Raw genomic sequence first — 16977 nt, forward strand, 5'->3', positions numbered from 1 at the left:
CGCAGCGCCCTGCGACCGTCCGCCCGGCCCCTCCCCGGCCTCCTAGAGGGAGACGCCGACCATCACGGGCTCGTTCACCAGGCGCACGCCGAAGGCCGCCTCCACCCCGGCGCGGACCTCGCGGGCCAGGTCCAGGAGGTCGGCGGTGGTGGCCCCGCCCCGGTTGGTCAGGGCCAGGGTGTGCTTGCCGGACAGCCGGGCCGGGCCGGAGCCGTAGCCCTTGCCGAAGCCGGCGCGGTCGATGAGCCAGGCCGCGGACAGCTTGACGCGGCCGTCGGCGTCGGGGTGGCCGGGCACCGGGACGTCCGGGCCCAGCCGCTCGGCGGCGCGCTCGCGGACCGCGGCGAACTCCTCGGCGGTGACGACCGGGTTGGTGAAGAACGACCCGGCGCTGCGGGTGTCGGGGTCCGCGGGGTCCAGGACCATGCCCTTGCCGCGGCGCAGGCCCAGGACGGTCTCGCGGGCGCTCTCCATGGGGACCCGCTCCCCCGCCTCGACCCCCAGGGTCCGCGCGACCTCGGCGTAGGCGACGGGGCGGCTGAGCTTGCCGCGGTGCAGGGCGAAGACGACCTCGCACACCACGTACCGGTCATCGCCCTTGAAGACGCTGTCGCGGTAGGTGAACCCGCACTCGGCGGCCGACAGCACCCGGCGCACGCCCTCGCGCCGGTCGTACACCAACACCTCGCGGACGGTCTGGGAGACGTCCTGGCCGTAGGCGCCGACGTTCTGGATGGGGGTGGAGCCCACCCGGCCGGGGATGCCGGAGAGGAACTCCAGGCCGTTGAGGCCCTCGGCGACGACCCGCTCCACCAGCGGGTCCCACTCCACTCCGGCCTCGGCGCGCAGCAGCACCACGGGCTCGCCGGTGGCCGGGTCGGTCGTGCCGTCCTCCTCCAGGGACACGCCCTGGGAGGCGACGTGGACCACGGTGCCGGGGAACCCCGTGTCGGCGACCACCAGGTTGCTGCCGCCGCCCAGGACCAGCACCGGCTCGCCGGCGGCGTCGGCCGCGGAGACGGCCGCGACGAGGTCGTCGGTGGACTCGACCCGCCGGTAGGACCGGGCGGGGCCGCCCAGCCCGAGGGTGGTGTGGTCGGCGAGGCGGACGGCGGACGGCTCGGTGTGTGCGGACACGGGGTGTTCCTCCTGCTGCTGCGGCCTCAGGCCAGGCGGACGACGGCGGTGGAGCGGGCCAGGACCTTGGCGCCGCCGGAGCGGGCGCTCAGGGCCACGGTGACCGTGCCGTCGTCGTGCTTCTTCTTGACGGTGCCGCCGACGGAGATCTCGGCGCCCTCGTCGTCGTCGGGGACCACGACGGGCGCGGAGAAGCGCACCGAGTAGTCGACGACGGAGCCGGGGTCGCCGGTCCAGTCGGTGATGAGGCGGGCGGCCTGGGCCATGGTGAACATGCCGTGCGCGATCACGTCGGGCAGGCCGACGGACTTGGCGAAGCGCTCGTTCCAGTGGATGGGGTTGAAGTCGCCCGACGCCCCGGCGTAGCGGACCAGGTCCAGGCGGCGGACGGTGAAGGTCCGCTCGGGGATCTCGGTGCCGACCTCGACGTCGGCGTGGCGCAGCTTGCTCACTGTCGCGTTCCTCGGGTTGTGGGGGCCGGTGGTCTACTCGCCGCGGACGACGAGCATCATGCCCGCCGTGACGACGTGGTCGCCGGAGGCGTCGGTGGCGACGGTCTCCAGGGTGAGCAGCTCGTTGCCGCCCAGTGCCTTGACGTCGGTGATGCGTGTGACGGTGTCGAGGACGTCGCCCGCGACCACCGGGCGGCTGTAGCGGAAGCCCTGGTCGCCGTGGACGACGCGGGAGAAGTCGACGCCCAGCCCGGGGTCGGCGATGGCCTGGGCGGAGCCCGCCATGCCGAGGATGACGGGGAAGGTGGGGGGTGCCACCACGTCGGCGTATCCGGCGGCCTCGGCCGCGGCCGGGTCGGTGTAGACGGGGGCGGTGTCGCCCACGGCCTCGGCGAACTCGCGGATCTTGACGCGGGTGACCTCGTAGGCCTCCGGAGCCCGGTACTCCCGGCCCACGTAGTCGGGGTTGATCGCCACGCTCTGCCTCTCCTGAAAGGTGCCCTGGGACGCGAACGGCCCGGTGAGCGATTCGCTCACCGGGCTCGAAGTCTATGAGAAGCCGTGCTCCTCACGCGCGGTTCGATCGACCGCAACGGCTCACGCGGACCTAGCGGGTCTCGCGGTGCTCGTTGTGCTTGCGGCAGTTCGGGCAGAACTTCTTGATCGTGAGCCGGTCGGGGGTGTTCCGACGGTTCTTGCGCGTGATGTAGTTACGGTGATTGCACTCCTGGCAGGCCAGGGTGATCTTCGGCCTCACGTCGGTGGCAGCCACGTCGGAGTGCCTTTCTCGTGGAAGACGGACTTGGTGTTGCAGTGCACCGAGGGTGAACACTGCGAAGTCCCCGCCTCGACCCCTGGTGCCCACTGCGTGGTGTCCAAGGGTCGGCGAGGTGGTAGCGGAGGCCGGACTTGAACCGACGACACAGCGATTATGAGCCGCTTGCTCTACCGACTGAGCTACTCCGCCCCGATCGGAGGGGAGGTTTCCGTGGTGTTCGGAACCGCCCCGGTCGGCCGGCGGAGATCCACCGGCCACCCACCTGAGTGGACCGGACCTCATCAAGTGGTGGAGCCCCTTTACGGAATCGAACCGTAGACCTTCTCCTTACCATGGAGACGCTCTGCCGACTGAGCTAAAGGGGCGCGCTGCCCGGGTTCCCGCTCCGTCGTTCCGGCCTTTCGGCCCGGCCCTCCGGGGCGTTCCCCCTTGCGCTGGTCATGACTATACATGGGTTGGGGGGTGCTCTGCCAAATCGAATGCGGCCCGCCCCGGAGCGGTCCGCCCGACCCCCGCCCGGACCCCGCGAAACCCCTGTACGGCAGGGGTTCCCCGGGGTCCGGGAGGCGCGCGCCGACCGCCCGGGAGGACCCCGGATGTGACGCGCGCCGCGCGCTCAGTACCGGTCGGATCCGTCGGAGACCCACACGTTGGACATGGCGTCCCGGTTGATGGTGCGGATGGTGGCGGGCAGCCCCAGCCGGCGCAGGGCGTCGGGCAGCCGGGTGTCGTGCGTGAACACCACCAGCTGGCGGTGGCGGCCCACCTCCGCCAGGACGGCGGACAGCCCCTCCACGGTCTCGGTGTCCATCGCCTGGACCGGGTCGTCCAGCACCAGGAACCCGAACGGGTTGCCGTCGACCAGGGTGCGCGGCAGGCAGATGGACAGCGCCAGGGCCTGGAACTCGCCCTGGCTGAGCAGCCCCGGGGCGCTGGTCTGGTCCCCGACGCCGTCGACCGTGACGTCCACCTCGACCCGGCGGCGGGCGCCGCGCCCGATCAGGCGCATGCCCCGCAGGTCGATGTGGCGTTCCTGGCGGAGCCGGAACCACACCTGTTCGGCCTGGCCCGCCACCGGGCCCAGGCGCTCCTCCCGCAGCAGGCGGGCCTGCTCCGACAGCCAGGTGAGCGCCGCCTCGGCCTCGGCCAGGGTGTCGCGGGCGCCCAGCGCCTCCTTGGCGTCGTCGAGCCAGGCGCCCAGCCGCTCGGCCTCCTCCGCCCAGCCGCCGGTGGGGTCCTCCAGGCGTTCGGAGGCCTCCCGGCGGGCGCTGACGGCGGCGGCGCGCAGGCTCTTCCCGACGGTCTCGATGTGGTCGGCCAGTTCGCCCAGGTCGGTGATGGTGGCGCCCGACTCCCACAGGGACCACACGCGGCCCAGCTCGCTGTCGGGCGGCAGCCAGGAGGGGGCGGGGGCCATGAGGAACCGGGCCTGGTCGCGGGCGGCGTCGGCGCGCTCGTGGGCGGCCGCGGCCGGGGCCGCCTGCTGGCGCAGGACGCGCAGCCGGGCCTGGGCCCGGCGGACCCAGTCCGAGCCCAGCGCGCCGGGGGTGTCGCAGGTGGGGCAGGTCGTCTCCCCCGGGTGGCGCTGGTGGTGCTCGACGGCCTCCTCCAGCAGGCGCACCACCCCGTAGGCGTGGTCGTTCTTGTTGCCGGCCGCCATGGCCAGCTCCATGGAGGCGCCGCGCAGCTCGTTGACGACGTCGGTCATCACCACGCGCTCGGGCACCGACAGGCGGCGCAGGCGGCGCATCACCACCTGGAGGCCGGGGTCGCTGGGGCCGTCGTCCTCGGCCAGGCGGCGCAGGGCGTCCAGGTCCAGGCCGGGCCCGGTGAGGAGCTCCGCGGCCCGGGCCGCACGCGGGTCGTCGCAGGCGTGCAGGGCCTCCAGCAGCCGGGGCAGCTCCCGGGAGGGGCGGTCGCGGCGCTTGGCCAGGGAGTCGCAGAAGCGCGCCAGGCGGCGCTCGGCCTCCGCCAGGCCGGTGAGGCCCAGCAGGGCCGTGAGGGTGTCGTACAGCTCCGCGGAGCGCCCGGAGACGGTGCGGCCCAGCTCGTCGTAGGACAGGAACGGCCGGTAGCGGACCAGGTCCTCGCCCCAGTCGAGGGCCCGCAGCGGCGCGGAGGTGCCGTCCGGGCGGATGATCTCGCCGCGGGCGGAGCGGACGCTGTCCCCGGTCCAGCGGCGGGTGATCCGCGTGGGCGCGTCGTCGCCCGCGATGAGGATGTCGACGGTCGCCTCGGTGCTCTCGTCGTAGTGCAGGTTGCGCCAGCCGTCGCGCCAGCCGGTGGGCATGGCGTCCCAGCGGGGGTTGCGGCCGGTGAGCGCGGCCTCGGCGGACTCGGCGAAGCTGGACTTGCCCGAGCCGTTGCGGCCGACGATGACGGTCAGGCCCGGCCCCGGGGGGAAGGCCAGCTCGGCCGGGCGGCCGATGCCGCGGAAGCCCTGGACGCGGATGCGGGTGAGGTAGGCCCGGCGGACCCGGTCCGGCGTCCGCGGGGCCGGTGGCCGCGGCGGGGACTCGGGCACAGCGTGCCCCTGGGCGCGGGCCTGGAGCGCCTCCTCGCCCCACAGGGCGGCGGTGACCCAGGAGTGGACCCCGCGGGGCAGCCCCGACCGTGCCAGGGCGTCCATGAGGACCGCGGCGGTGGGGTCGTCACCGGTGGCGGCCTCGGCGCGGTCGCCGGTCTCGATCCCCTCGGGCACCCGGGTCATTGTCGTACCCCATCTGTCGTCGTTCCTGCACAAGCAGACTAGGACAGCCCGCACGAGAACCGCCCGTAAAGGTCGGTACCCGGTGGTCGGAGCACCGCCCGGGGGCGTTCCCGGGCGGTGCCGCGGCCGCCGGCCGTCCGGTGGAGACGGCGGCGGGCGACGGGCGGGCCGGGGCGGAGCGGGGGTCCGGGGGGAGCACGGCTACACGCCGACCAGGCGGCGCCTGCTGCCGTCCCAGGTGAAGTGCAGGGTGGCGATGCCCGGCACGTTGGGGTCGCGCAGGCATTCGTAGATGTTGAGGCTCGGCACGCTGGCGAAGCAGCCCCAGACGCGTTCGGAGGTGAGGACGAAGTCCAGGTCGAGTTCCACGAGCAGGCCCAGCAGGCGGCCGTGCGTGGGCTCGTCCACCTTGGCGAAGGCGTCGTCGAGGAGGATGAGGCGCGGCGCCCAGGGGGCCCGGGCGGCCAGGGCGTCGAAGTGGGCCGCGGCCGCGGCGAACAGCACGAGGTAGGCGACGACGCGCTGCTCGCCCTGGCTGAGGGCGGTGCGGTGGCCCAGGCGGCGCTCGTGGCCCGTGGCGTCGGTCACGTAGACCGTGAACGTGAACCAGGAGCGGTAGTCCAGGGCGGCCCGCAGCTGGGCGCCGCCGGTGGCGGTGGGGTCCAGCCGGCGGATGGCCTCGATGCAGCGGCGCAGGGTGTCGCGCAGGCGGGTGGTCTGGACGCGGGTGCGCTCCTCGGCCGGGGTGGCCAGCAGCGGGACGACGGCCTCGATGTCGGCTCCGGCGTCCGGGGCCAGCCGCCAGTCCAGGCGCACCCCCAGGCCGGCGGAGGTGGTGACGTCCTTGAGGACGTCGTTCATGGTCTCGATGAGGGCGCGGGCCTCGTCGATCTGGCGGGCCAGGTGCTCGGCCAGCTCGCCCAGCAGGTGGCGCTCGAAGGCCTCCTCCTCGGCGATGGCGACGGTCTCCGCGGCCCCGGCGACGGAGGCGGCGATGCGTTCGGCGTAGGCCGTGATGTCGCGGGAGCCGTCCTCGTCGTGGACGGTGAGGCGCTTGAGGCCGCGCGGCTCGGTGAGCTCGGTGCGGGTCTGGGCCCAGCCGACGGAGGTCAGGAGCCGGTGCAGCTCCTCTCGGCTGCCCAGGATGGCGCTGTCGTCGACCTCGGGGACCTCCCCCTGTCCGGCCAGCCCCTCCTCCAGGTCGGCGACGCAGTCCCTCAGCAGGGCCAGGCGGGCGTCCGGGGCGGTGGCCGCGGGGTCGGCGGCGGTGCCCGGGCGGGCGGCCAGGAGGGCGGCCAGCGGGGAGTCCGCGGCGGCGCGGGCGGCCAGGCCCGCCGCGCCCAGCAGGACGGTGTCCGGGAGGTCGGGGGCGTCGCCCTCGCCCGGCAGGGACAGGGCCGCGGTGAGGCGGTCTCCCGCGGCCAGGGCGCGGCGGACCTGCTCGGCGCGTTCGGCGGTGGCGGCGTCCAGGCGGGCCTCGGCCCCGACCCGCTCGTCGCGGGCGCGCTGGGCGGCCCGCTCCAGCTCGGGCAGGCGGCGGGCGGCGGCCTCGGCGCGGTCGCGGACCTGGGCGCGGGCGGCGTCGAGCTGCTCGTCGGGGACGCCGCGGGCGCGGTCGCCGAGCTCGATCTGGCGGCGCACCGTGATCATGTCGTCGATGGCGGCGGCACGCACGTCCTCGGCCAGGACGCGGTCGGCGCGGGCGCTCCGCCAGGCGTCGATGTGGCGCTCGTGGTCGGCCAGGGTCCAGGCCAGGACCTCCAGGTCGCGCAGCTCCGAGGCGATGAGGACGCGCAGGTGGTCCAGGGCGCGCAGGGAGCTGTCGAGGTCGGCGCGGACGGTGGAGAGGCCGTGCTCGTCCGCGGCGCCGCGCAGCCGGGCGCGGATGCCGAGGAGCTCGGTGCGGGCGGCGTCGGCCGCCCCCGCGGCGGTGTCGTGGGCGCGGCGGGCCGCGGCCGTGTCGGCGCGGGCGATGTCCAGGGCGGCCCAGGCGCGGATGAGCGGGGCCGGGTCGGGCAGGTCGCGGGCGACCTCCAGGAGCTCGGCGTAGGAGTTCTCCAGCCCCCAGCGCCGCTCCCCCGCCTCGGCGAGCAGGGCCTCGGCGATGGCGATGCGGCGGTCGGCGTTGGCGGACTGGCGGTCGCGCGCGCGTTTGCGGGCGGCCTCGCCGATGTACTCGGGCTCGCCCTTGAAGTGGGCGCCGGAGGCGACGCCGAGCCGCCAGGAGCCGGACGTGGACATGGCGCTGACGGTGGCGACCGAGTCGTCGCGGCGGTGCTTGGCCTCGCCGCCCTCCGGGGAGCCCGGGGCGGCGCCGGGTTCGGAGATCAGGGCGATGGAGGCGAGCAGGGCGCGCAGGGAATCGTGGCCCACGCCCCGGTCCGGGACGGCCACCGGGACGAGGGCGTCCAGGAGGGTGCGGCCCTTGGCCGGGCGGGCCGGGGTGAGCATGAGGTCCCGGGTGGCCGGGTCGTAGAGGCCGCCGTCGGCGCGGATCCACCCGGTGAGCAGACCCGAGGCCTCCAGAGCGGCCTCCAGCCCCGCCTGCTCGCGGGTGGAGAGGCCGTCGGCGAAGTCGACGGCGAGGTAGAGGGGGACGCCCTCGGAGTCCGGGCGGGGGTAGGTGGCCCAGGCCGGCCGGTCCGGGGCGTGCTCGGTGCCGCGGGCGCGGCGGTCCGCGAGCTCGGCGAGCTCGTCGGAGAGCCGGCCCTCCTCGCCGACTGCGACGTCGCGGCGGGCCCGCAGCTCCTCCAGCAGGGGGTCGACGGCGGCGTGGGCCAGGCGGGAGACGGTGGCCGGGACGGAGGCGTCCAGGACGCGCAGGGAGTCGGTGATCGGCAGCTCGACGCTGCCCTCCAGCCGGTGGACCGCCTCGCCCAGCGCGTGGGCGTGGCTGGAGTCGCGCAGGCGCGCCGCCCAGGCGCGGACGCCGTCGGCGTAGTCGGCGCTGCGGGCGCGCAGGTCGGCGATGGCGTCCTGTTCGCGGGTGTGGGCGTGCTCCAGGACGGCGTCGGCGCTCTCGGCCTCGCTGGTGAGGGCGACCAGGCGGCGGTCCGCGGCGGCCTCGGCGGTGGTGAGGCCGGTGAGCCGGGCGGCCTGGTCGGCACGGTCGGTGGCGCGGTCGGCGGCGTCGCTGAGGCGGTCGTGCAGGCGGCCCAGGTGCTCGCGCAGGGCGTCGAGGTCGAGGCCCTCGACCGGTTCGCGTTCGACCGCCTGCTCCAGGCCCTGGAGGTCCACGCGGGTGGTGCTCTCGCGGGGGGTGTGGACGGTGGCGGTGGTGTCGGGGACGGCGCCCAGGAGCTCGGCGTCCAGGCCGGCGGCGGTGGCTGCGCGGACCGCCTCGGCGTGGGTCTGGCGCAGGGAGTCCAGGGCGCGGCCGATGGCGTCGGTGTCCTCGCCCAGCAGGTCGATGGTGGTGCGTTCGACCCGTTCGGCGTGCTCGGCGGCGACCCAGGTGGCCTCGGCGGCGCGGATGTAGGCGCCGACCGCCGCGTCCAGGGCGCGGCGCTCGCCGGCGGTGGCCGCCTCGGCGGCCCCGCGGGCGCCGTCGAGGGTGCCCTCGTCGGCCGCGGCGGTGTCGCGGGTGCGGCGGACCTGGTCGCGCTCTTCCGCGATGCGGCTCTCGGCGGTGATGAGCTCGTCGAGCTCGGCGCGCAGCCGGTCGGTCTCGGCGGTGCGCTCGGCGCAGGCGTCGAGCTGCTCGCGGACCTCGGCGACGCGGGCGCGCAGGGAGCCGACCAGGTAGGCGCGGTAGTCGTCCAGGAAGGCGGAGACGCCGTCGCCCGCGGCGGTGAGGGCGTCCTTGTCGGCGCGGGCCTGCTCCAGGTCGGCGATGTTGCGGGCGACCTCGTCCAGGACGGACTCGTCCATGGGCGGCAGCGCCTCGGAGAGGACGCCGACCAGCTCGCCCGCCTCCAGGCGGTCGCCGATGGTGGGGCGGCGCAGCCGGTAGAGCAGGTGGATGAGGTTGCGGTAGCGGACGGAGTCGTCGATGCCGAAGAGGTCGCGCATCACCCGGGCGCGATACGGGACGGCCGAGGTGTAGCAGTTGTCGGCGCCGATCTCCGAGCGCAGGCGGTCGACCGGCTTGGGCCGGCCGTCGACGACGAGGTCGAGGTCGTGGCCGACGCGGCGCTCGGTGACGAAGAACACGCAGCGGGGGTCGGCGTTCCCGACCGCCATGACCGCCGCGCCCAGGGTGAGGTGGCGGGGCTCGGGGGCGTCCTCGTCCGCGTCCGGGCCGCCGGCCGCGGCGGCCAGCAGGGCGGAGGCGGTGGCGGCGCCGCGGGCCGCGCCGTCCAGGCCGCGGTCGCCGCGGGCGGTGGTGAACTCCACCCACAGGTAGCCGAGGCGGATCGCGGGGGCGCCGTCGGCGCCGTCCTCCGGCTCGCCGGGGGCCTCCTCCTCGGGTTCCTCCGGGCCGCCGAGCAGGTCCGGCCCGGTGTCCTCGGGGTCGGGCAGGCGTCCGGCGCGCGGGTCCTCGGCCATGAGCCAGCGCAGGCTGGTGCGGTTGGTGCCGGTGGTGTCCAGGCGGCGGGTGTCGCCGTCCAGCAGGAACGGCAGGAGCATCTCCAGCGCCTTGGACTTGCCCGCGCCGTTGCGGCCGCGCAGCAGCAGGCGGCCCTCGGCGAATTCGAGGACGTGGTCGTCGTACTGCCAGACGTTGCGGATGCCCGCGCGTTCGAGTCGGTAGCGGGGGGTGGCGGCGGGATCAGCCGTCGCCGTCGTCTCCTGGGTCACCACTGGTCGCGCTCACCTTCTCGTTCGCCACCGCTTGCAGCACGGACGCCACCCGATCGAGGTCTCTCCGGGGGTCGGGGGAGTCTTCTTCCTGACCGGAACCGCTCGTTCGGGCGGATTGTGTCCGGCTGTCATGGTCATTGTCCTGGATTCGGGGGACGCGCTCGTCCGTTTCGGACCCGTAGCGGGCGGCCGCCGCGGCGAGGCTCCAGGCCCCGGGCGCGCCGCGGAGCAGGCCCAGCCCGGTCAGCAGGTCCAGCACCAGGGCGCGCATCCGGTCGGGGTCGGGGACCTCGGGTCCCGCGGTGCGGGACCACTCGGCGCGTTCGGGGGCGTCCGCGCCGCAGAACACCGCCAGGGCGGCGTCCAACTCCCGGTCCGGGACGACAACGGAGGTGACGGGGCGGCCGGGGTGCAGGCGGCCGGAGAGGTGGCGGACGAGGGCGAGCGCCGCCTGGCCGACGGGGTCGTCGGAGGGGAAGCCGTCGGCCTCGTCCGGCAGGACGAGGGCGACGCCCTCGGCGCGGACCTCCACGTCGCAGCCCAGCAGGTTGCCCAGGGCCGCGGCGGCCCGCCACTGGTGGGCGGCGAGCCGGTCGCGCTGCCGGTCGGGGAGGTCCTCGCGCAGGACGACGGCGGTCTCGGCCAGGAGGCGGCGCAGGGCGATCTCGCCCTGGTTGTCGCCGTCGGGGTCGACGACCGACGCGGCGGCGAGGAAGGAGTCGGGGTCGTCGGCGGCCCTGGGCGGGTGCGCGGCGACCGCGCGGACGACACGGGTGTGCGGGACCAGCCGGGCGTCGGCCAGGGCGTCGGCGCGGTGGTCGGCGATGCGGCCCTCCTCCTCGGTGAGGGCGCCCAGGCCGGCCAGGAACTCCAGGGCCGCGCAGAAGGCGCGGCGCTCGCCCAGGCCGCGGGCGGGGTCGGCGTCGACGCCCGCCTCGTAGGCGGCCTCGCGGACCCGGTCGGCGAGCTCCCGGACGCCGAGGGGGCCGGTGTCCTCGACCAGCACCGCCAGCGTCAGCGCCAGGTAGGTGTGGGTGCGCGGGGTGAAGGGCGCGCCGGTGGGCCGCGTCAGCGGCGCGGGCGCTCCGGGTCCGCGCTTGACGAGCCGGGCGTGGTCCTCGGCGACGGTCAGGCGGTACCCCAGGACGCGGTGGAAGCGCTGGGTGAGCCATTCGGCGTGCGAGCGGACGAGGGAGAGCTCCGCGGGGTGCGTGCGCTCGGTGAGCAGGGGGCGCGCCATGAGGGCGCGCGCCGCCGCCTGCCGTTCACCGATGAGCGCGGTGTCCTCGCTGTGGATGTCCGTCACCATCACCCCCACGTCCCGGTCCGCGGCCGGTCCCGGCCGGGGCCGGCCGGTCCGGTGCCCCGGTCCTCGTCATCGTCGTTTCGGGCCACGGGCAGCGCCCCGGTGGGCGGGTCCACCGCGATCCCCCCGGGCGGGGTCGCCGTCCGCGGCCACGGGTCCTCCCCGGCGCCGCCCGGGTGCCCGGGGGCGGCCGGGTGGCCCCCGGGGTCCGGTCCGGTCCGGGGCCCCTGGACCGCGGGGAAGCCGTGCGGGGGCGTGGGCGCCTCGTCGTCCGGGGCCGCGTCGCCCGGGGCCGCCAGTGGCAGGCCGCCGGGCGGGGTCGGGGTGTCGTCACCCGACGGCACGGACGGTGTGGGCGCCCCGGACGGCGCGGGCGACCCGGACTGCGCTGATGTCACGGAGGACGCAGGCTGCCCGGTCGTCACAGGCGACGCGGGCGGCACGGAGGACGCAGGCGGCACGGGCTGCCCGGGCTGCGCGGAGGGCACCGGCGTCACGGGTTGCGCGAACGGCGCGGACTGCCCGGACTGCCCGAGCGGCGCAGGTGTCACAGGCGACACGAAGGACTCAGGCGGCACAGAAGACGCAGACAGCCCGGAATGCGCAGGCAGCGCGGGTGACGCTGGCTGCACGAACGACTCGGGCTGCCCGAGCGGCGCAGGTGTCACAGACGACACGGAGGACGCAGGCGGCTCGGGCTGCACAGACGGCGCAGAAGGCTCGGATGGCACGAACGGCACAGGTGACGCGGGCTGCGCGAACGACTCGGGCTGCCCGAGCGGCACGGAGGACGCAGGCGGCTCGGGCTGCACAGACGGTGCAGAAGGCTCGGATGGCGCGGGGGCGGCGGGCGTGGGTGACGCAGACAGCGCAGAGGGCGCGGAGTGCGTGGGTGACACGGGCGACGTGGGCGGGTTCGGCGGCCGGGGGGGCGTCGGGGACGCCGGGGGCTCCAGGAGTCCCGCCGGGATCTCGTGCTGCTCGTACGGGGTCACGCACAGGCGCAGGCCCTCGAGGGTCAGCTCGCCGCCCTCGCCCTGGACGACCACCTCGTACCCGGGCGCGGAGACCACGTGCAGGCGCAGGGCGAACTCCAGGTCGCCCGCCGCGGTGGGGCCGCGGCCCGCGTCGCCGGAGCCGAGCGCCGCGGTGAGGAGCTCCATGAGCACCTCCATGCCCGCCCCGGACAGGTCCAGGTGCGCGCGCGGCCCCGTGGGCCGGGCCAGCAGGGCGCGGACCTGGGCGGCGCCGGTGCGCCTCCAGTGGGCCGACGACTCGGCGGCGTCGCGCAGCCGGGCCTGCTGCGCGCGGTGGTCGCGGACCGGCTCCGGCGGCCGGGTGCCCGGCCGCTCGGTGACGGTGCTGCGGTCGGGTTCGGCCTGCCACCACCCCGTGGTGGCGGCGACGCCCTCGTCGACCCGTCCCCTCAGGTGGCGGGCCGGGTACAGGGCGTAGGCGGCCGCGGCCAGCGCGTCGGCGCGCTCCGGCCCGGCGTCCTCGAACCACGAGGCCAGGCGCAGCAGCGCGGCGCGGCCGTGGCGTGGCGCCGGCCGTTCGCCGCCGCTTCGTTCGTCGTCCGCGCGGTCATCCGCCCACTGGTTGAGTCCCACACCTCAGCAGGGTAGAGACCTCGGGGACGGCGCACGTCGGGTTCTCCCCCTCAGCCCCCTCGAATCACCGCCGGTGACCTGGGATTATGGCTGTTTGAGGAACTTTGGCATCATTCTCGCGGGCACTCCCGTCCGGGTGTTCCCGGTCACTCCTGGGCCGGGTACCCGAGCCGGCCGCCGTCGGCGTCCTCCAGTGCCCGGCGCACCCCGTCGGTCATGTCCTCGTCGTACTCGGTGATCGTGTAGGTGGTGAAGTAGCGGGTCCCCCCGACGTCGACCGGGTCGCCCAGCTCGACCTCCACCTCGTACGGGTCGTTCTGGCACCCCTGCTCCATGCACCAGGTGCCGAGGAGGTCGCCCTCCCCCCGCGCCCGGTCCTGCGACCACTCGTCCCACTCCATCCCGGAGAAGGTCGTGAACTCGGTGGCGACGTACTCGGTCGGCCTGCGGTCGTCGAACCCCTGCTCGTCCCCGTACCGGTTGAGGACGTACGCCCCGGTGCCGTCCGTCGGGGCCTGCGCCGTCGGCTCCTGCGGGGTGGCGCTCGGGGCCGCCCCCTCCTCCGGCTCCTGCGCGCTCTCTCCCCCGCACCCGGCGACCGCCGCCGCGACCGCCGCGGCGGCGACCCACGGTCCGATGCCCCGCATGACCCCTCCTCGTTGCGACGAGGCCCCCCGGCTCGCGCCGGGGGGCCTCTGGATACCGCTCTTTCCCGTCAACGGGGCTCGGGCCCCGCCGTCACCACCAGGTGGTGACTAGTTGTAGCCGTTGCCGCCATCGCGGTCGTGGCTGACGTTGGTGCTCGCCGGGCCGTTGACGCAGTCGCCGGTGGTCTGCGGCGACAGGATCGGCACGTTGGCCCCGACCAGGCCCACCGCCAGCTCGGTGTTGCAGAGCTGGATCGGGACGAGCTGCAGGTTCTGGTTGAACTGCTGGTCGCCACCGTGGGAGGCGGACGCCGGGGACGCGGCGAGGACCGCACCGAGCGCGATGCCTGCGACCGCACCGGCGATCGAGAACTTGCGCAGCATGGCGGTACCCCCTAGTCGATGTTGGTGCTGACCGGGCCGTTGATGCAGTCGCCGGTGGTGTCGGGCGACAGGATCGGCACGTTGACACCGGCGAGCAGGCCGACGGCCAGGTCGGTGTTGCACAGCTGGACCGGGATCGCCTGCAGGTTCTGGTTGTACTGCTGGTCACCGCCGTGGGAGGCGGAGGCCGGGGCGGCGAACAGCGCGGCGCCCAGGGCGATCCCCGCGACGGCGGTCGTCGTGACGAGCTTGCGAAGCATTTCGGGATCTCCTAGTCGATGTTGGTGCTGATCGGGCCGTTGACGCAGTCGCCGGTGGTCTGCGGCGACAGGACCGGGATGTTCACGGCGACCAGGCCGACGGCGGCGCTGGTGTTGCACAGCTGGACCGGAACCGCCTGCAGGTTCTGGTTGTACTGCTGGTCGCCACCGTGGGAGGCCGAGGCCGGGGTCGCGACGAGAACGGCGCCGAGAGCGGCACCCGCGACGAGGCCGGCAACGCCGAGCTTACGCAGCATTGAATTACCTTTCGAAAAGATTTGAGGCAAGATCGCAGTCGGGCTATTGCCGGAACTAGCTGATGTTGGTGCCGATGGGGCCGTTCACGCAGTCGCCGGTGGTCTGCGGCGACAGGATCGGCACGGTGACGGCGACCAGACCGACGCTGCCGGTCAGGTTGCAGGACTGGATCGGCACCAGCTGGAGGTTCTGGTTGAACTGCTGGTCACCGCCGTGCGAAGCGTGCGCGGGAGCTCCGAGGAGGAGCGCGCCCATCGCGGCACCGGCGACCAGGCCAGCAGCGGCCATCTTCTTGATCATGACTTCCCCCGGAAATCGTCGAGGTGTTGACAGAAAAAGACGCAGGCGCTTCTTGCACCTGTGTCGCGGTGGACTGTGGCAATCATCAACCGCCCCCCGTTTTTTGTCAACGCCGAAACCCCCGGAACTCAATTGTCCATTTTGTCGGGAGAATTCTTTTTGCCGGTCCGGCGAATCCTTTTTTTGGTTCCTTTTCCGACACACCGCCCCGGGGGCGTTACCCGGCCGTGTCCCGTCCGCTATAGAGCCGCGACCGACCGAATCCCGTTCACTCTGAGCGATGGAACCGTAACGACCGGTTCGTCCGCGTTCCGAAGCCGTTGTGTGATCCGGCTCTCATCCGCGCGTTCGGAGCGGGGGAAGGTCCGGAAACGCGACGGGGCCCCGACACCTGACGGTGTCGGGGCCCCGGTCCCAGTGTGGCAGGTCAAGGATTCGAACCTTGGAAGGCTAAGCCGACGGATTTACAGTCCGCTCCCATTGGCCGCTCGGGCAACCTGCCTGGGCTGCGACTTCGCGGTTCCGCGCGTCGCATGAACGAGAATAGCGGATGTTCCCCCCGAACCTGAAATCGGTTTCTCCGGCGTGCCCCGGTCCGCCCCTCGAGCGCCCCGAACCGGGTCCCCACTAAGCTCTGGGACCATGCCCGCGCCGCCGCCGGCCGGGTTCCGACCGATCGCGCGGGTGCCCTCGGGCGCCCGCCACCCATGACAGACCCAGCAACGGGGTGTGAGAACGTGGCCGCCGAATCCAGCTTCGACGTCGTGTCCAAACTCGACCGCCAGGAAGTCGACAACGCCCTGAACCAAACGGGCAAGGAGCTCTCCCAGCGGTTCGACTTCAAGGGCACCGGGACCACCATCTCCTGGCAGGGCGAGGACGGCATCGAGATCCGCAGCACCTCCGAGGAGCGCGCCGCGGCCGCCCTCGAGGTCTTCAAGGAGAAGCTGGTCAAGCGCAAGCTGTCCCTGAAGATCCTCGACGCCGCCGACGAGCCCAAGATCTCCGGCAAGGAGTACCGCCTGCCGATCGGCCTCAAGGAGGGCATCACCTCCGAGGACGCCAAGAAGATCTCGAAGCTGATCCGCGACGAGGGCCCCAAGGGCGTCAAGGCCCAGATCCAGGGGGACGAGCTGCGCGTCAGCTCCAAGAAGAAGGACGACCTCCAGGCCGTCCAGAACCTCATCAAGGAGAAGGACTTCGACCTGGCGCTCCAGTTCGTGAACTACCGCTAGGCCGCTGGTCCGTGTTCTCCGGGCCTCCGCTCCGGTCCGTGTCCGGCGCCTGCTGAAGGCCGGGGGCCTTCGGCCCCGCCGGCGCCCCCGGCCCCGCGGTGGCGCGGGAGGGCGTCGAAGCCCCGGGCCGGCGCGGAGCGCACGGCACCGAACGGCCGCCGGGCCTCCGGGGCGGTCCCGCGGCCTCCGGGTCCGCGGAACGCCGAACGGCCGCCCCTGAGGGGCGGCCGTTCGGCGTTCCGCGGTATCGGCGGGGGTCGGCGGGCGGGAGCGGTGTCAGCCCAGGTCCCAGCCCCTGCGGAGGGCGCGCAGCCGCCGCACCCGCTCCGCGGTGGGCGGGTGGGCCGCGAACAGCCGCCAGGCCCCCGTGGGGAACGGGTTGGTGGTCATCAGGTGCGCCGCGGGCAGCAGCGTCCGCTGCCGGGGCAGCGGGTGCTCGCGCATGCCCGCCTCCAGCTTGAGCAGGGCCGAGGCCAGCGCCTCCGGGTCCCCGGTGGTCCGCGCCGCCTGCTCGTCGGCCCGGAACTCGCTGCGCCGCCCCGCTCCGGCGCGCACCACCAGGAACGCGACCGGCGCCAGCAGCGCCACCAGCAGCCCGCCCAGCAGCTCGGGGACGTCCATCTCCTCCGAGTCGCCCAGCGGCACCAGGAAGGCGACCGCGCTCAGCGCGGTGATGAGCCCCGTGAGCGTGACGGTCACCGAGCCGGCCAGGGTGTCCGCGGCCTTGATGTGCGCCAGTTCGTGGGCGATGACGGTGCGCAGCTCGCGCTCGTCGAGCGTCTCCAGCAGCCCGGTCGTGCAGCACAGCGCAGCCCGGCGGCCCGTCCCGGTCGCGAACGCGTTGGGCGAGCGGATCGGCGACAGGTACAGCCGCGGCATGGGCTGGCGGGCGGCCGTGGCCGTCTCCCGCACCGTCCGGTACAGGTCGGGCTTCTCGATCTCCCCCACCGGCCGGGCCCGCATGGCGCGCAGCGCCAGCGAGTCCCCGAACAGGTGCACCAGGATCCCGGCGGCCACCACCACCGTCACGGCGAACTGGAACCCCTTGCCGGCGGCGCACAGCCAGCCCGCGAGGAGGAGGACCGCCGAGACGCCGGTGAACAGACCGACCGCGCGCGCCGCACCGACGTGCACGCCGCCACCTCCCCGCTCTCTCG

Annotated in this window: 15 protein-coding genes and 3 tRNA genes; 1 reads left to right on the forward strand and 17 read right to left on the reverse strand. The window is 74.6% G+C overall.

Features of this window, described 5'->3' with window-relative positions; genetic code table 11:
- Positions 1-42 precede the first annotated feature (42 nt).
- The 16 genes from K1J57_RS05645 to K1J57_RS05720 all read right to left on the reverse strand — a co-directional run bounded on the left by K1J57_RS05645 (position 43) and on the right by K1J57_RS05720 (position 15087).
- Positions 43-1137, reverse strand: coding sequence for a UDP-N-acetylmuramate dehydrogenase (locus K1J57_RS05645; protein WP_220563418.1), 1095 nt, complete (start codon positions 1135-1137; stop codon positions 43-45).
- Positions 1138-1163: 26 nt separating this feature from the next.
- The gene (locus tag K1J57_RS05650; protein ID WP_220563419.1) at positions 1164-1589 is read right to left on the reverse strand and encodes a MaoC family dehydratase; all 426 of its coding nucleotides are present in this window, start codon (positions 1587-1589) and stop codon (positions 1164-1166) included.
- A gap of 33 nt (positions 1590-1622) precedes the next feature.
- The gene (locus tag K1J57_RS05655; protein ID WP_220565356.1) at positions 1623-2066 is read right to left on the reverse strand and encodes a MaoC family dehydratase N-terminal domain-containing protein; all 444 of its coding nucleotides are present in this window, start codon (positions 2064-2066) and stop codon (positions 1623-1625) included.
- Between the two features lie 130 nt (positions 2067-2196).
- Positions 2197-2346: a 50S ribosomal protein L33 gene (gene rpmG, locus K1J57_RS05660; protein ID WP_014910184.1), complete on the reverse strand. Its 150-nt coding sequence runs from the start codon at positions 2344-2346 to the stop codon at positions 2197-2199.
- A 134-nt stretch (positions 2347-2480) separates the two neighbouring features.
- Positions 2481-2556: transfer RNA gene (locus tag K1J57_RS05665), tRNA-Met, on the reverse strand.
- 100 nt (positions 2557-2656) lie between these two features.
- Positions 2657-2732, reverse strand: a tRNA-Thr gene (locus tag K1J57_RS05670).
- Between the two features lie 251 nt (positions 2733-2983).
- Positions 2984-5077, reverse strand: coding sequence for an ATP-binding protein (locus tag K1J57_RS05675; protein WP_220563420.1), 2094 nt, complete (start codon positions 5075-5077; stop codon positions 2984-2986).
- 201 nt (positions 5078-5278) lie between these two features.
- Positions 5279-9820 carry a TIGR02680 family protein gene (locus K1J57_RS05680; RefSeq protein WP_220563421.1) on the reverse strand — a complete coding sequence of 1514 codons (4542 nt, stop codon included), beginning with the start codon at positions 9818-9820 and terminating at the stop codon, positions 5279-5281.
- Positions 9789-11129 carry a TIGR02678 family protein gene (locus K1J57_RS05685; protein ID WP_220563422.1) on the reverse strand — a complete coding sequence of 447 codons (1341 nt, stop codon included), beginning with the start codon at positions 11127-11129 and terminating at the stop codon, positions 9789-9791. Before K1J57_RS05685 ends, K1J57_RS05680 begins: the two co-directional genes overlap by 32 nt.
- Positions 11129-12736: a DUF2397 family protein gene (locus K1J57_RS05690; protein WP_220563423.1), complete on the reverse strand. Its 1608-nt coding sequence runs from the start codon at positions 12734-12736 to the stop codon at positions 11129-11131. The genes K1J57_RS05685 and K1J57_RS05690 overlap by 1 nt, the downstream gene beginning before the upstream one ends.
- 146 nt (positions 12737-12882) lie before the next feature.
- Entirely contained in the window at positions 12883-13383 is a 501-nt protein-coding gene (locus K1J57_RS05695) for a hypothetical protein (protein WP_220563424.1), read from the reverse strand.
- Positions 13384-13491: 108 nt separating this feature from the next.
- On the reverse strand, positions 13492-13767 hold the full coding sequence (locus K1J57_RS05700) for a hypothetical protein (RefSeq protein ID WP_220563425.1): 276 nt from the start codon (positions 13765-13767) through the stop codon (positions 13492-13494).
- Between the two features lie 11 nt (positions 13768-13778).
- The gene (locus K1J57_RS05705) at positions 13779-14027 is read right to left on the reverse strand and encodes a hypothetical protein (RefSeq protein ID WP_220563426.1); all 249 of its coding nucleotides are present in this window, start codon (positions 14025-14027) and stop codon (positions 13779-13781) included.
- A gap of 11 nt (positions 14028-14038) precedes the next feature.
- Positions 14039-14284: a hypothetical protein gene (locus K1J57_RS05710; protein WP_220563427.1), complete on the reverse strand. Its 246-nt coding sequence runs from the start codon at positions 14282-14284 to the stop codon at positions 14039-14041.
- A gap of 55 nt (positions 14285-14339) precedes the next feature.
- Positions 14340-14585 carry a hypothetical protein gene (locus tag K1J57_RS05715; RefSeq protein WP_220563428.1) on the reverse strand — a complete coding sequence of 82 codons (246 nt, stop codon included), beginning with the start codon at positions 14583-14585 and terminating at the stop codon, positions 14340-14342.
- A 420-nt stretch (positions 14586-15005) separates the two neighbouring features.
- Positions 15006-15087 (reverse strand) — tRNA-Tyr (locus K1J57_RS05720).
- Positions 15088-15322: 235 nt separating this feature from the next.
- Here K1J57_RS05720 and K1J57_RS05725 point away from each other — a divergent pair.
- Positions 15323-15820, forward strand: coding sequence for a YajQ family cyclic di-GMP-binding protein (locus K1J57_RS05725; protein WP_220563429.1), 498 nt, complete (start codon positions 15323-15325; stop codon positions 15818-15820).
- Positions 15821-16096: 276 nt separating this feature from the next.
- Here K1J57_RS05725 and K1J57_RS05730 read toward each other — a convergent pair whose 3' ends face one another.
- Positions 16097-16954, reverse strand: a complete 858-nt coding sequence (locus K1J57_RS05730; protein ID WP_220563430.1) for a M48 family metalloprotease — start codon at positions 16952-16954, stop codon at positions 16097-16099.
- Between the last annotated feature and the right edge of the window lie 23 nt (positions 16955-16977).

It is taken from the genome of Nocardiopsis sp. MT53 (assembly GCF_019598965.1).
GTDB lineage: Bacteria > Actinomycetota > Actinomycetes > Streptosporangiales > Streptosporangiaceae > Nocardiopsis > Nocardiopsis changdeensis.

What these genes read in the sequence shown, in the direction of transcription:
- K1J57_RS05685 (WP_220563422.1), bottom strand. Translation starts at nt 11,129, where the DNA reads ATGGTGACGGACATCCACAGCGAGGACACCGCGCTCATCGGTGAACGG.
- K1J57_RS05695 (WP_220563424.1), bottom strand. Translation starts at nt 13,383, where the DNA reads ATGCGGGGCATCGGACCGTGGGTCGCCGCCGCGGCGGTCGCGGCGGCG.
- K1J57_RS05715 (WP_220563428.1), bottom strand. Translation starts at nt 14,585, where the DNA reads ATGATCAAGAAGATGGCCGCTGCTGGCCTGGTCGCCGGTGCCGCGATG.
- K1J57_RS05675 (WP_220563420.1), bottom strand. Translation starts at nt 5,077, where the DNA reads ATGACCCGGGTGCCCGAGGGGATCGAGACCGGCGACCGCGCCGAGGCC.
- K1J57_RS05700 (WP_220563425.1), bottom strand. Translation starts at nt 13,767, where the DNA reads ATGCTGCGCAAGTTCTCGATCGCCGGTGCGGTCGCAGGCATCGCGCTC.
- K1J57_RS05710 (WP_220563427.1), bottom strand. Translation starts at nt 14,284, where the DNA reads ATGCTGCGTAAGCTCGGCGTTGCCGGCCTCGTCGCGGGTGCCGCTCTC.
- K1J57_RS05705 (WP_220563426.1), bottom strand. Translation starts at nt 14,027, where the DNA reads ATGCTTCGCAAGCTCGTCACGACGACCGCCGTCGCGGGGATCGCCCTG.